At 37.8% G+C, this 14,130-nt stretch carries 11 protein-coding genes; 8 read left to right on the top strand and 3 right to left on the bottom strand.

Annotation, left to right across the window (positions count from 1 at the left end; genetic code table 11):
- Positions 1–245: 245 nt before the first annotated feature.
- The 3 genes from gndA to VXN63_RS04405 all read left to right on the top strand — a co-directional run bounded on the left by gndA (position 246) and on the right by VXN63_RS04405 (position 4,225).
- Positions 246–1,682, top strand: coding sequence for an NADP-dependent phosphogluconate dehydrogenase (gndA, locus tag VXN63_RS04415; RefSeq protein WP_327756763.1), 1,437 nt, complete (start codon positions 246–248; stop codon positions 1,680–1,682).
- Between the two features lie 309 nt (positions 1,683–1,991).
- Positions 1,992–2,684, top strand: coding sequence for a response regulator transcription factor (locus VXN63_RS04410; protein ID WP_225743616.1), 693 nt, complete (start codon positions 1,992–1,994; stop codon positions 2,682–2,684).
- Positions 2,681–4,225: a sensor histidine kinase gene (locus tag VXN63_RS04405; protein WP_327756762.1), complete on the top strand. Its 1,545-nt coding sequence runs from the start codon at positions 2,681–2,683 to the stop codon at positions 4,223–4,225. The genes VXN63_RS04410 and VXN63_RS04405 overlap by 4 nt, the downstream gene beginning before the upstream one ends.
- Positions 4,226–4,253: 28 nt before the next feature.
- Here VXN63_RS04405 and yidC read toward each other — a convergent pair whose 3' ends face one another.
- Both yidC and VXN63_RS04395 read right to left on the bottom strand, forming a co-directional pair.
- Positions 4,254–5,225: a membrane protein insertase YidC gene (gene yidC, locus VXN63_RS04400; protein WP_327756761.1), complete on the bottom strand. Its 972-nt coding sequence runs from the start codon at positions 5,223–5,225 to the stop codon at positions 4,254–4,256.
- Between the two features lie 74 nt (positions 5,226–5,299).
- Positions 5,300–5,602 carry an acylphosphatase gene (locus VXN63_RS04395; RefSeq protein ID WP_327756877.1) on the bottom strand — a complete coding sequence of 101 codons (303 nt, stop codon included), beginning with the start codon at positions 5,600–5,602 and terminating at the stop codon, positions 5,300–5,302.
- A 242-nt stretch (positions 5,603–5,844) separates the two neighbouring features.
- Here VXN63_RS04395 and VXN63_RS04390 point away from each other — a divergent pair, with 242 nt between their 5' ends.
- From VXN63_RS04390 to VXN63_RS04370, 5 genes are all read left to right on the top strand, one after another.
- Complete coding sequence (locus tag VXN63_RS04390) at positions 5,845–8,187, top strand: FtsK/SpoIIIE family DNA translocase (RefSeq protein ID WP_327756760.1); 2,343 nt, start codon at positions 5,845–5,847, stop codon at positions 8,185–8,187.
- 319 nt (positions 8,188–8,506) lie between these two features.
- Positions 8,507–9,580, top strand: coding sequence for a BMP family lipoprotein (locus VXN63_RS04385; protein WP_327756759.1), 1,074 nt, complete (start codon positions 8,507–8,509; stop codon positions 9,578–9,580).
- A 278-nt stretch (positions 9,581–9,858) separates the two neighbouring features.
- Positions 9,859–11,412 carry an ABC transporter ATP-binding protein gene (locus tag VXN63_RS04380; RefSeq protein WP_442915296.1) on the top strand — a complete coding sequence of 518 codons (1,554 nt, stop codon included), beginning with the start codon at positions 9,859–9,861 and terminating at the stop codon, positions 11,410–11,412.
- On the top strand, positions 11,396–12,487 hold the full coding sequence (locus VXN63_RS04375; protein ID WP_327756757.1) for an ABC transporter permease: 1,092 nt from the start codon (positions 11,396–11,398) through the stop codon (positions 12,485–12,487). The genes VXN63_RS04380 and VXN63_RS04375 overlap by 17 nt, the downstream gene beginning before the upstream one ends.
- Entirely contained in the window at positions 12,484–13,440 is a 957-nt protein-coding gene (locus VXN63_RS04370; RefSeq protein WP_327756756.1) for an ABC transporter permease, read from the top strand. The genes VXN63_RS04375 and VXN63_RS04370 overlap by 4 nt, the downstream gene beginning before the upstream one ends.
- 41 nt (positions 13,441–13,481) lie before the next feature.
- Here the strand turns inward: VXN63_RS04370 and VXN63_RS04365 are convergent, their stop codons facing one another.
- A complete protein-coding gene (locus VXN63_RS04365) occupies positions 13,482–14,081 on the bottom strand; it encodes a tRNA (mnm(5)s(2)U34)-methyltransferase (RefSeq protein WP_327756755.1) in 600 nt (199 codons plus the stop codon).
- Positions 14,082–14,130: the final 49 nt, after the last annotated feature.

The following is a 14,130-nucleotide window of genomic DNA, read 5'->3' as shown; positions in this document are numbered from 1 at the left end:
ACCACTAGTCTACACCAACTTTCTAAGTGATGGTTGCTTGTCAGTTAATAGTGTACGCAATATAAGCTTTTTTTTCAAGAGTATAGAAGATTGTTTTAAAAGTGTTCAAAGTTTGATACTATTAAGCTAAAGATTATAATTAATTTGTACACTGGAGTTTCCAGATACAAAACCTAATGATTAGAGTGGGTATTGATAAGCAGACGTGCAGTCTAACTATCAAACCTGAGAGGAGAATGAAGCAATTGAGTAAACAACAAGTCGGCGTCGTTGGTATGGCCGTTATGGGGAAAAACCTAGCACTGAATATTGAGAGTAGAGGATACAGTGTTTCAATCTACAATCGTACAAATGCTAAAACAGATGCAGTCATAGCAGAAAATCCAGGTAAGAACTTAGTTGCCACTTATGAACTAGAAGAATTTGTTCAATCTCTTGAAACACCTCGTCAGATTTTATTGATGGTTCAAGCTGGTAAAGGAACAGATGCTGTTATTCAACAACTATTACCTTTTTTAGATATAGGAGATATTTTAGTAGATGGCGGAAACACGTTCTACAAAGATACAATCCGTAGAAGTGAAGAACTTGCAGAATCAGGCATCAACTTTATTGGTACTGGAGTATCTGGTGGAGAAGAAGGCGCATTGAAAGGCCCCGCAATTATGCCAGGTGGTCAAAAAGAAGCGTATGATCTAATCGCTCCAATTCTTGAGAAAATTGCTGCTAAAGCACCTGCAGATAACGAACCATGTGTAGCTTACATTGGACCAAACGGAGCTGGTCACTACGTGAAAATGGTGCATAACGGAATTGAATATGGAGATATGCAACTGATTGCTGAAGCATATCACTTATTAAGTGAAGTTGCAGGCCTTCCTAATGATGAAATCGCTGAAGTTTTCAAAGAATGGAATACTGGAGAACTAGACAGTTTCTTGATCGAAATCACAGCGGATGCTTTGACTAAAAAAGATCCAGAAACAGGTAAACCAATGGTTGATATCATCTTAGACCGTGCCGGAAACAAAGGAACGGGTAAATGGACTTCTCAAAGTGCGCTTGACTTAGGTGTACCCCTTCCGTTGATTACTGAGTCTGTATTTGCTAGATACATCTCTGCTCTTAAAGACGAGCGTGTAGCTGCAAGCAAAGTCTTAGCTAAACCAATTGCCAAAGCATACAATGGCGACAAAAAAGAACTGATTGAAAAAATTCGTCAAGCACTTTACTTCAGTAAAATCATGAGCTATGCTCAAGGATTTGCTCAAATGAGAACAGCTTCTGATGAATATAATTGGGACCTTAAATATGGTGAAATCGCAAAAATCTTCCGAGCTGGTTGTATCATTCGTGCTGGATTCTTACAAAAGATTACAGATGCATACGACAGAACACCTGACCTTAAGAACTTAGTTCTTGATGAATATTTCTTAGACATTACGAAAAACTACCAACAATCTGTTCGTGATCTAGTTGGATTAGCTGTACAATCGGGCGTTCCTGTGCCAGCATTCTCTTCAGCTATCTCTTACTACGATTCTTATCGTTCAGAACGTCTGCCAGCAAATATTATTCAAGCACAACGTGATTATTTTGGAGCACACACTTATGAACGTACAGATAAAGAAGGCACATTCCACTTTGACTGGTACGGAGACAACGGCCAAGAACAATGGTAAGCAAAAACAAACGAGTTTAAGTTGAATTGAAAAACGGAAAATGTGGATTCCACTTTTTTGGAATCTGCATTTTTTTGTGTGTTAATTGTCATTTCTGTGTGGAATTGTAAGCATGTTAAAGAAAAATTAGAAAAAAGTTTAAAGCTAACATTTTTTCTGTGTAAAAACTATGTTAAACTGATGGTGTATAATTGGATTAGTTTGAGGATAAAGCGATTATGATCTTAATGAAAATATATTTTTCTTAAAATATAACTGAACTATAAATAAAAATCCAAAAAAGTAAATAGAGAACTGGGAGCTGAAAAAATGGGTAAAATTTTAATAATAGAAGATGAAAAAAACCTTGCGCGTTTTGTGGAGTTAGAATTAAATCACGAGGGATTCGAAACAGAAGTTCGTTTCAACGGACGTGCTGGACTTGAAGCTGCTATTGATGAAAATGAAGAATGGGATATTATTCTTTTGGACCTTATGTTGCCTGAATTAAACGGTATCGATGTAGCACGTCGAATTCGTCAAGTAAGCAACGTACCGATTATCATGATGACTGCTAGAGACTCAGTGATTGACCGAGTATCTGGTTTTGACCATGGAGCAGATGACTATGTTGTAAAACCTTTTGCGATTGAAGAATTGCTTGCTAGAATGCGTGCACTATTAAGACGTATTGAAATTGAGACAGAAGAAAATGCCAACAGACAAACTACAGTAACTTACAAAGACTTAACCGTTGAAAAAGAAAACCGAGTGGTTCGTCGCGGTGAAGATGTTATCGAATTAACTAAACGTGAATATGAGTTGCTTGTTGAGTTAATGGAAAACGTTAATGTCGTATTATCAAGAGAAGTTTTGTTGAACAAGGTATGGGGTTACGAAACTGAAGTTGAGACAAACGTAGTAGACGTTTATATTCGTTACTTGAGAAACAAAATTGATGTTCCAAATAGAGAAAGCTATATTCAGACTGTTAGAGGTACTGGATATGTGATGCGTACGTGAAACAGGTCGTAACAACTGAAAATGATATGAATCAGAAAAAGAGAATTTCTTTAAGATGGAAATGGACGATTGGCGCAGCCATTGCGATTTTTTTGACTTATACGATTTTCTCGACGATTCTTTATGTGAGTTTTCAGCGAAGTATGTTAGAGAACGAAGAAGTCGCTTTAAGAGATACAGTTCAGAATCTGTCAGATAGATTCGGTCAGCAATTCTACGATTTAACAGAAGAATCTGTTGCAGATACGCTGGAATTAAGTAACTCTAGGCTTATTCCTACACTTCCTGATCCCGAAGCAGAAGATGTCGATGAGGAAACGCCTATTCCTTTACGTATCGGTCAAGGCGGGATGTACGTTCGGATTTTTAATACTGAGTCAGAATTACTCTATGAAACAGCGACGTTTTCAACTGATTTCGCACCCACAAAGGATTTACGGATTGATACAATTGATGGTCCTTATGGCGAAGCCTTTGCTGCCAGAAAACCCATTTATTCTTATTTAAATAATGATCATATTGGTTATGTACAAGTCGTTAATTCTCTTTACTCGTATCATCAGCTGTCTGACAGTGTTTTGATGGCCATACTGGTTACTGGCGTGATTGCTTTGATGTTTAGTGCTATTATAGGTTATTTTATTGCTCGAAAATTCTTGCAACCAATCAGAAAAATCACAGATGCTATGAAGAGTATCGAATTGGATCCAGAATCCGTTGAAAGAATTGATGTTGGAGATGGGCGTGATGAACTGACAGATCTGGCCAACGCTTATAACAATATGCTTGACCGGATGCAGAAAAACATCGAACATCAGAAACAGTTTGTTGAAGATGTATCACATGAATTAAGAACACCGGTAGCGGTAGTAGAAGGGCATTTGAAATTACTGAATAGATGGGGAAAAGATGACCCAACGGTTTTAGAAGAATCCTTAGATGCTTCTCTACAAGAAATTGGCAGAATGAAAAGCCTTGTTCAAGAAATGTTGGATTTATCTAGAGCTGAACAAGTCGAAATTCATTACAAAAATGAACAGACGCCGGTACGTCAGATTATTTACGCAACATTTAATAATATCAAACTCGTACATCCAGACTTCGTATTTATTTTAGATGACGATCTTCGAAAAGAAGTTTATGTTAATATCTACCGTAATCACTTGGAGCAGATTTTGATTATTTTACTGGATAATGCAGTTAAGTATTCTACGGATAAAAAAGAAGTGCATATTTCTGTTTCACTTGATAGCAAAGAAATCCAAATTGCCATTCAGGATTACGGAGAAGGCATGACAGAAGAAGATACCGAGAAGATCTTTAACCGATTCTACCGTATCGACAAGGCACGTAGTCGTTACAAGGGTGGAAATGGGCTTGGATTATCTATTGCCAAGCAACTGATTGAAGGGTATAAAGGTAGGATTTGGGCCGAAAGTGTGCTGAATCATGGTTCGATTTTCAGAATCATGCTACCTGTATTAAAGATAACGGATGATGAGTTAAATCATAAAACAAAAGAGCCACAAGCAGAGGAGTAATTCCTTAGCTTGTGACTCTTTTTTTATACTATTTCTTTTGTTTACCTTCGTTGCGTCTGTTTTTACTTTCGAAAGGACTTGATGATTTTCGGTTACGACTAGAAGCATTGTTTGAAGAAGTGATACCAGTAGATGGTTCTACTTTTTCGGCCGTTTTACGTGCTCTTGGCTTACGGGCAACGACTTGTACTTCACCGTGTTTCTCTTTTAATTCTGCTTGAATTTTTGGCTTGTAATAAAAAGTTGTGATTGCAGATTGTGCAATTGCAACGAATCCACCAACTAACCAGTAAAGTGTCAATCCTGCAGGACTTGTAAATGAGATAACTAGAAGCATAATCGGGTTCATTAACATCATAGTGTTCGATTGCTTTCTTTGTTCTTCAGGCATACCCAGTAACATAACTCTTGTTTGAGCATAATAGATTGCACCTGTGATCAAAGCAAGCAGAATACTCTGAGTACCCAATTCAATTCCTAAAAACGTAGCGTTCTGAATGGATTCTGACATACGAATCGCTTGGAACATGGCAGTAAAGACAGGCATTTGAATGAGTAGTGGTAAACATCCGGCAACGCCACCGAGCATATTCACGTTATTTTCACGATAAAGTTCCATTAGTTCTGCTTGAAGTTCTTGTTTTTGTTTAGGATCCGTTGATTCTTTCATTTCAGCTTGAATTTCATCGGCTGCTGGTTTTACAACAGACATTTTAACTTGTTGTTCCAGTGTCGTACGTTGTTGCTTGATACTTAATGGCAAAATCAGAATACGAACGATAATCGTAATGGCAATAATGGCTAGACCATAACTACCTAAAAGATTATAGAGTAATTCAATGAATTGCTGAGTAGGGAGTACCAGATAGTCAAACAAGAATTGCGATATAGCTCCTGCGGGTTCTCCGGTTGACTGATCAATTCGGATACATCCTGACATGAAGACGACTAAGGATAGCATTCCGAGAGAAAGTATCCATTTTTTTGCTCTATTTTTCAAAATAATTCAATCCCTTAAGTGAGTTAGTAGTATTAAAACGCCAATTCTCACTATACCTTATAAAGTAAGAGATTTCAATTAGACTGTGAAAAATTTGATTTTTCTTCAATGTTTTGATCAAATTTAACCACAACTTTGTCAACTTTTGCAGAAGGACTAGGTCCCTTGCTCACTGCATCGATAAATTTGTCTATTTGCTCAGAGGTACCAATCGCCTCCGAATAAACAGATCCATCGGGTTCATTTCTCACGATACCAGTGACGCCAATCTCGTCAGCTGCTTGTTTAGTTGTAAACCGAAATCCTACACCTTGAACGCGTCCGAATACTTTAAGAGAGATCTTGTCTTTATCTACACCAGTCTGCCGTTCATTTATATACTCAACTGTTCCAACTTCTGTATTTTCCTGTCCCTTTTTAAAAAAATCATCAAATATTGATCCCATATTTATTCCTCCTAAAAGTTTTATTATCCTGAGTTTACAGGTAAATAAGATCAGACGTCAAAAGTTACGTCGATATAGAGGATGATTAATTTCTTTAAAAAGAACGAACTTCCGTACCCCTTGTTTTCATGATATAATTAATAGGAAAAGAATAGAATTAGAGGAGTAATTTTATGGCACAGGCACGTAAAAGGGGAAGACCTAAAAAGAAACAATCCAAAGTTTCTTCAGAACTTGTAGGCATTATCATATTGATTATAAACTTTTTAGCAATAGGGCAATTCGGATTTGTAGGTCGTTTCTTTGCCAATGTTTTGCGTATTTTTGTAGGAGAGACCTACATAGTTGTATCTTTTGTATTCATTTTGATTGGGATTTATCTTTTAATTAAAGGAAAGAAACCAAGCTTGAAGAGCCAAAGATGGCTCGGAGGATTCTTACTGTTTTGTGCACTCGTTGTATGGCAGCACGCACAATTATTTTCTCCAATTATGAATGCTGATGTCAATATTATCAGTGCAACTTGGCGAATGTTCGTTCCGCAGTTTACTAGTGTGACGATAGGACAAAGTATCGGTGGTGGTATGATTGGTGCTGTTCTTTATGCAACGAGTTACTTCCTGTTTTCTTCAGTGGGCACTTATCTAATGATGGCGATGTTTATTTTCATAGGGATTATGACGATGTTCCAGTTGTCGTATAAAAATCTACTTGAGCGTTTGCGATCTGTAGGAGCTAGACTTTTAGAATCTACTGGAAAGTTAGCTGGTCGTATCAAAGAAAGTCATACTAATAGAAAAAATAAAAAGAAGAAGTCAAAAAAATCTCAAAAACCTAAAAGAACGAGGACTGAAAAACCAGTAACCGAAGTGCCAGAAGTTAACGGTCTGCAAGTAGAAGATCAAGAAGATACTAGTGCCCCATTAATAGATGAAACTGAATCACAAGACGTTTTAGCTGGTCAGATGGCTCTGAAAATTGAAGGATTCCAGCAGAATACTAAAGTGGAAGAACCTAAAGAAGAAGCTGTAAGTTCAGAAACAGCAACAGTTGATTTTGAAATCGGGGAAGAAGAGAATGAACAATACAAACTACCTCCGATTTCATTATTGAATGTCAGAGAACCTGTGGATCAGTCGGATGAGTATTCGATTATTCAAGAAAACGTAAAAAAATTGGAAGAAACTTTTGAAAGTTTTGGTGTGAAAGCCAAAGTTACGAAAGCCAATCTTGGTCCAGCTGTAACAAAATACGAAATTCAGCCAGCTACTGGTGTTAAAGTGAGTAAAGTAGTTGGATTGACGGATGATATTGCACTTGCGCTTGCAGCTAAAGACATTCGTATGGAAGCGCCAATTCCAGGTAAAGCACTTATTGGAATTGAAGTTCCAAACTCAGAAGTGAGTATGGTTTCATTTAGAGATGTGATTGAAGGTCAGATCAATAACAAAGATCAGCTGCTTGAAGTGCCATTAGGTAGAGATATTGCTGGAAATGTCGCAATGGCAGATCTTGCCAAAATGCCTCATTTGTTAGTAGCTGGAGCGACCGGATCTGGTAAGTCAGTTGCAATCAATGGGATTATCATCAGTTTACTATTGAAAGCAAAACCGAATGAAGTCAAATTGATGATGATTGATCCAAAAATGGTTGAATTGAACGTCTATAACGGCATTCCACATTTATTGACTCCGGTTGTAACGAATCCTAAAAAAGCTTCACAAGCATTGCATAAAGTGGTTCAGGAAATGGAAAGACGTTATGAGCTCTTTGCTGCTAGTGGAACAAGAAATATGGCTGGTTACAATCAGTTTGTTAAGAAAAAGAATGAAGAAAGAGAAGAAGCTCTACTGCCACTGCCGTATATTGTCGTTATTGTAGATGAGCTTGCTGATTTGATGATGGTTGCTTCTAATGATGTGGAAGATTCCATTACAAGACTAGCTCAAATGGCAAGAGCTGCGGGAATTCATATGATTCTTGCCACTCAAAGACCTTCAGTAGATGTTATTACAGGAATCATAAAAGCAAATGTACCTTCCAGAATTGCCTTTGCTGTTTCAAGTGGAACAGACTCTAGAACAATTCTAGACGGGAATGGTGCGGAGAAACTATTAGGTAGAGGAGATATGTTATTCCAGCCAATGGGTGAGAATAAACCGAACCGAGTACAGGGTGCTTTTATCTCTGATGAAGAAGTAGAAGCCATCGTTCATTTCGTTAAAGAACAACAAGAAGCGAACTATGTAGAAGAAATGATTCCAAAAGATGAACCAGTTGTCAGCCAGGGAGAAGCCGAAGACGAACTATATGAAGAAGCAGTGGCATTAGTTGTGGATATGCAGACAGCAAGTATTTCGCTACTACAAAGAAGATTTAGAATTGGGTATAACAGAGCAGCACGAATCGTCGATGAAATGGAAGATAGAGGTGTCGTGGGACAATCGGAAGGGTCAAAACCTAGAGAAGTACTCGTCCAACCTGAAATGGATTCTGCGGAAAATAGTTTAGAGTAAAAATGAATTTTATGTAAAGAATGTAGAGAATACGACATAATCTCTACATTCTTTTTTTGAGCAAAAAGCTATAGAATATGAAAAAATCCGGTATCATTTTCCGAACGTACGGGTATAGAGCGGTTTCATGTGAACGTTCTGAATCGGTTTCCTGTTAATTAATCGTATTTGGGCTTTATTTTTCTTTACAAAGATGTTACTATTAATTCGAGATAAGAAACAAAGAATTGTGGAATGAATTAAGTGGATTAAACAGACCTTTGTTAGATACTGATTCAGGAGCAGCTCTACATACAACTTTAATTGGAGGAATTTCGTAATGACTACTAAATTAAGAAATCTTTTTGCAATTGGAGCATCTGCTATGCTATTAGCAGCTTGCCAGGGACAAGACGCAAGTGATACAGGCTCATCAACACCTGCTGACGATACTACTACTCCAGATACCGAAGAAACGGCTGAATTCAAGCTTGGTATGGTAACAGATGAAGGTGGCGTAGATGACCGTTCATTTAACCAATCAGCTTGGGAAGGTATGCAAGCTTGGGCAGATGAAAATGGTTATGGAGCTGATGCAGTAGATTACTTCCAATCAAATGATGCACAAGATTTCGTACCGAACTTGAATCAAGCAATTCAAGCAGAATTTGATATCATTTACGGAGTTGGCTTCCAATTAGCTGAAGCGGTTGAAGATGTTGCAAGTAGCAATCCTAACCAACACTTTGGGATCATTGATTCAGTGGTTGAAGCGGATAATGTTATTTCATTGAACTTCCGTGATAATGAAGCAGCTTATCTAGTAGGTGTTGCAGCTGCACACACGACTGAAACAAATAAAGTTGGATTCATTGGTGGGATTGCTGGACCGGTTATTGATAAGTTCGAAGCTGGATTTGTTGAAGGTGTTAAATCAGTAGATCCTGCAATCGAAGTAGAAGTACGTTATGCTGAATCTTTCTCTGATGCAGCGATCGGACAACAAATTGCTGCTGGTATGTACTCTGCAGGAGCGGATATCATTTATCATGCATCTGGAGCTGTAGGTAACGGCGTGTTCACAGAAGCGGCTGACTTAATGGAATCAGGTTCTGAAGAACAATTATGGGTTATCGGAGTAGACCGTGATCAAGAAGAATTAGGTGAATACTCAGGTGGAAACTTAACCTTAACTTCTTCTCTTAAAGGCGTAGGAGCGGCAATTCAATTGGCTTCAAACGAAGCAAGAGATGAAGGCTTCCAAGGTGGAGAAAACTTAATTTATGGTTTAGCTGAAGATGGTGTTGGTGTCACTGAAGGTAATATGTCTGAAGAAGCTTGGACTGCCGTTCAAGAAGCTATGGAATCTATCATTAGTGGAGACATTGAAGTTCCAGAAACTCCAGGAGAGTAAGATTCGTTCACTCTGTTAAAGACGATTTGAAATTGAATAAAAGAGCGCTGGTCGTGTGACCGGCGCTTTTTTAGAGCGAAAAACTAAATATAATTAGTAGATGGATAATATGAATTTTTTAGCACAATATCTTGAAGCAAAAATTTTTTTCGAATGAAATACTTCAAAGAAGCTTGAATACAAGTTCACGATGTAAGATAATGAGAAAACATCAGAATCAATTTAAATAATTTGAATGAGGAGGCCATCTTTTGTCTGAATTACAACATGTTATTGAAATGAGTGGGATCACAAAAGAATTTGGAACATTTAGAGCAAATGATAATATTCATTTAGATTTGAGAAAAGGTGAGATTCATGCACTTTTAGGTGAAAATGGTGCAGGGAAATCTACTTTGATGAATATCTTATCTGGTTTGTTAGAGCCGACTTCCGGAGAAGTTAAAGTAAACGGTAAGTCTGTGAACATATCATCACCAGATGTAGCAAATGAATTGGGTATTGGTATGGTGCATCAACATTTTATGTTGGTGGATAAATTTACTGTAGCTGAAAACATTATGCTAGGAAGAGAAAAAACGAAATTTGGATATATTGATCGAAAAAAGGCAGAAAAAGATATCCAAGCTTTATCAGATCAATATGGTCTGAGAGTAGATCCTTCTGCTCGTGTGGAGAATATTTCTGTAGGGATGCAACAACGTGTAGAGATTTTGAAAACACTTTACCGTGGAGCAGATATTCTTATCTTCGATGAACCAACAGGAGTTTTGACACCTCAAGAGATTCAAGAATTAATGGGCATTATGAAGAAATTGGTAAATGAAGGTAAATCAATCATTTTAATCACGCACAAGCTTGATGAAATTAAACAAGTATCCAATAGATGTACCGTTATCCGAAGAGGAAAAAGTATTGATACGGTTGATGTAGCTGTAACCTCTCAACAAGAACTTGCTGACATGATGGTAGGACGTTCTGTATCCTTTAAAGTGGATAAAAAGCCTGCTAATCCATCAGGAGCCGTTTTGAAAGTTAAAGACTTAACTGTGAAAGAAACACGAGGATTTGACGCAGTAAAGAATATTAGCTTCGAAGTACAGGCTGGAGAAATTCTTGGAATTGCAGGGGTAGATGGAAACGGACAATCAGAATTGATCCAGGCTTTGTCTGGTCTGACTAAATCAAGTAATGGAAGTATTGAGTTAGATGGCAAAAACGTAACGAACCTGAAACCAAGAAAAATCACTGAAGCTGGACTAGGTCATATACCAGAAGATCGTCAGAAATTTGGGTTGATTTTACCGATGACTTTGGAAGAGAATATTGCACTTCAAACATACTATAAAAAACCATTCAGTAAACATGGATTCTTGAACTATAAGGAAGTTAAAATACATGCGAAAAGATTGATTGCAGAATTTGATGTACGTACACCTAGTGAAGAACATTCAGCTGCTTCTTTATCTGGTGGGAATCAACAAAAAGCCATCATTGCTAGAGAAGTAGATAGAGATCCTGCATTATTGATTGCAGCACAACCAACTCGTGGATTAGATGTTGGAGCCATCGAGTATATTCATAAGCGACTAGTTGAGCTTAGAGATAACGGGAAAGCCGTTCTCTTAATGAGTTATGAACTGGATGAAGTCATGAATGTTTCAGACCGAATCGCCGTTATGTACGATGGAAAAATTATTGCAATTGTTAATGCCAAAGATACAACAGAATCAGAACTAGGATTACTTATGGCCGGAGTTTCATTAAGTGATGCACAAGACCAAGCCGAACAAAAAGGAAAGGAGAAGGGTGTAGTTGATTCGACAAAGTAAAGGTTTATTAAATAGTTTATTAGTTCCTGTAATGTCTATCTTGTTCGGATTTTTATTTGGAGCCGTCCTTATGCTGGCATTTGGATATAATCCAGTTGAAGCTTATAGAGCAATGATTGTCAGCGTCTTCCAAAGTCCTTATTTTATTGGAGAAGCACTTAGACAAGCAACTGCACTAACCTTTACAGGATTAGGTTTTGCTTTAGCTTTCCAAGCTGGTTTCTTCAATATCGGAATAGCTGGACAAGCTTTAGCGGGTTGGGTAAGTGCAGTTTGGGTTGCATTGGCGTTTCCTGATTTACCTAGGATTCTTTTATTAACGCTTAGTTTAGGTGTAGGATTACTTGTTGGTGCAATTTGGGCATCAATTGCTGGATTTTTACGTGCTTATTTTGGAACCAGTGAAGTTATCGTTAGTATTATGTTGAATTATACAGCTCTACAAGTGACTAACTTTTTGATTAGAAACGTTCTATCTGAAGCTGGAAATACAACAGCAAGAGTTGGTGAGAACGCCAATATGGGCTTTCAGTGGTTGTCTACTTTAACACAAAACTCAAGACTAAATGTCGGATTCTTTATTGCTATAATCGTTGTCATTCTTTACTGGGTATTTATGACAAAAACAACAGCAGGTTTTGAAATTCGTGCAGTTGGATTAAATGCTTCTGCTTCAAAATATGCTGGAATGAGCGCTGAAAAAAATATTATATTATCTATGTTTTTAAGTGGTGCTTTAGCTGGTTTAGGTGGGGCTGTTCACGGACTCGGAACATTTGGAAACATCTTTACTCAAGGAGGGTTACCGGATATTGGATTCAACGGTATCGCAGTTGCTTTACTTGGACTAGGCAATCCTTTTGGTATTTTCTTCTCTTCTATTTTATTCGGTGTTTTAAACATCGGAGCTGGATTCATGCCGAATCAGGCTGGTGTGCCAGATGAAATGGCCAATATTGTCATAGCTGCTATTATTTTCTTTGTAGGCGCTAATTATATTATTCGTTATTTTATAGATAAAAGAGCAGCAAAAAAACAAACTGCTAGCTCAACTTCGCAAGGAGGAGACGTATGAACGCATTAAGTATCATTCAACTGATTGTTTCAAGTTCGTTAATCTATGCAGCTCCACTGATACTCACAGCTCTAGGTGGAACGTTTTCTGAGCGAAGTGGTGTCGTAAATATCGGTCTTGAAGGTATCATGGTTATGGGTGCTTTCATGTCCGCAGTGTTCAATATTCAATTTGCTGCAACTTTTGGAGGTTGGACTCCATGGATGGGCCTACTCGCAGGAGGGCTTATCGGGGTGTTGTTTTCTATCATTCATGCAGTAGCGACGATTAATCTTAGAGCAGATCATATTATTTCGGGTACAGTGATTAACTTAGCTGCGCCGGCTTTAGGAGTCTTTTTGACAAGAGCGATTTTTGGAGCTGCTCAAACAGGTCCATTACCGGAGTCATTTGGTAGAACGAGTATTTTCTTACTTGATCGAATTCCAATTATTGGACCAATTTTCTTTGAAAATACTTCGGGGCCAGCGTATTTTGGTATTGTGGTCGCAATCCTTTCTTGGTTTATTCTATTTAAGACAAGATTTGGACTAAGACTTCGTTCAGTTGGGGAACATCCTCATGCTGCTGAGACATTAGGAATTAAAGTCTATCTTATGAAATACTCTGGTGTTTTGATTTCAGGATTACTTGGAGGAATGGGTGGCGCAATTCAAGCTCAAGCGATCTCTAATGAGTTTGGTATTTTAACCATCGCTGGTCAAGGATTTATCGCTATGGCCGCAATGATCTTTGGTAAATGGAATCCATTAGGTGTTATGGGTGCTGCGATATTCTTTGGGTTTGCACAAAGCCTAGCGCGTATCGGTACGTATATACCGATTATTCAAAATATACCAACAATTTGGTTACTAGTTATGCCATATTTATTGACAATCATTGTACTTGTCGGCGTAATTGGAAAATCGGAAGCACCAGCAAGACTTGGACAAACCTATATTAAAACAAAATAAACGAAAGCCACATCCCAAATTACAAGGATGTGGCTTTTTACTTACCTTTTTTTCTCAATAGCTAGGAGAAAGGGAGGTGTATTTTTTTGATTCATAAACCCGTACTTAAGCACTGAGTAGTCTTCTTGAGGCAGTGTCTTCAGATAAGACTCAACAGCGTTTTTCTCTTCTTGTCCACCGTCATGTCCGTAGTAAACCATGATCACGACTAGTCCGCCAGGAACTAGACTATCTAAGCTTTGTTCTATTGCAGATAATGTGGTATCGGGAAGCGTAATAATGGTTTTATCGCTCTTTGGTAAGTAGCCAAGATTAAAGACCACTGCCTGAATGGCATCCGAACCTATATATTGCTTTATTTGTTCATGGCCGTCGTGTATCAATTCAACTTGATTCGTCAGTCCAGTTAAAAGAACTTTTTTCTTTGTTTCTTCAATCGCAGAATTTTGTATATCAAATCCATAAACCTTCCCAGTATTTCCGACAAGTTGAGCAAGTTTAATTGTATCATGACCATTACCAACGGTTGCGTCAATTACCGTATCTCCATATGATATGGAATCTGATAGGAGTTGATGGCAAAATCTAAGTGGCGAAAGTAGCATAGTATCCGACCTTTCTTGAATCACATTCTTGTTCATAAAGTGTTCCCTTATCTTTTGTATAAACAGAACAGGATTAACCTTTAAA

Origin of the sequence: Marinilactibacillus sp. XAAS-LB27, from assembly GCF_036039175.1 — a bacterium.
In the GTDB taxonomy this organism is placed as follows: domain Bacteria; phylum Bacillota; class Bacilli; order Lactobacillales; family Carnobacteriaceae_A; genus Marinilactibacillus.
This window is presented reverse-complemented; position numbering and strand designations above follow the sequence as displayed.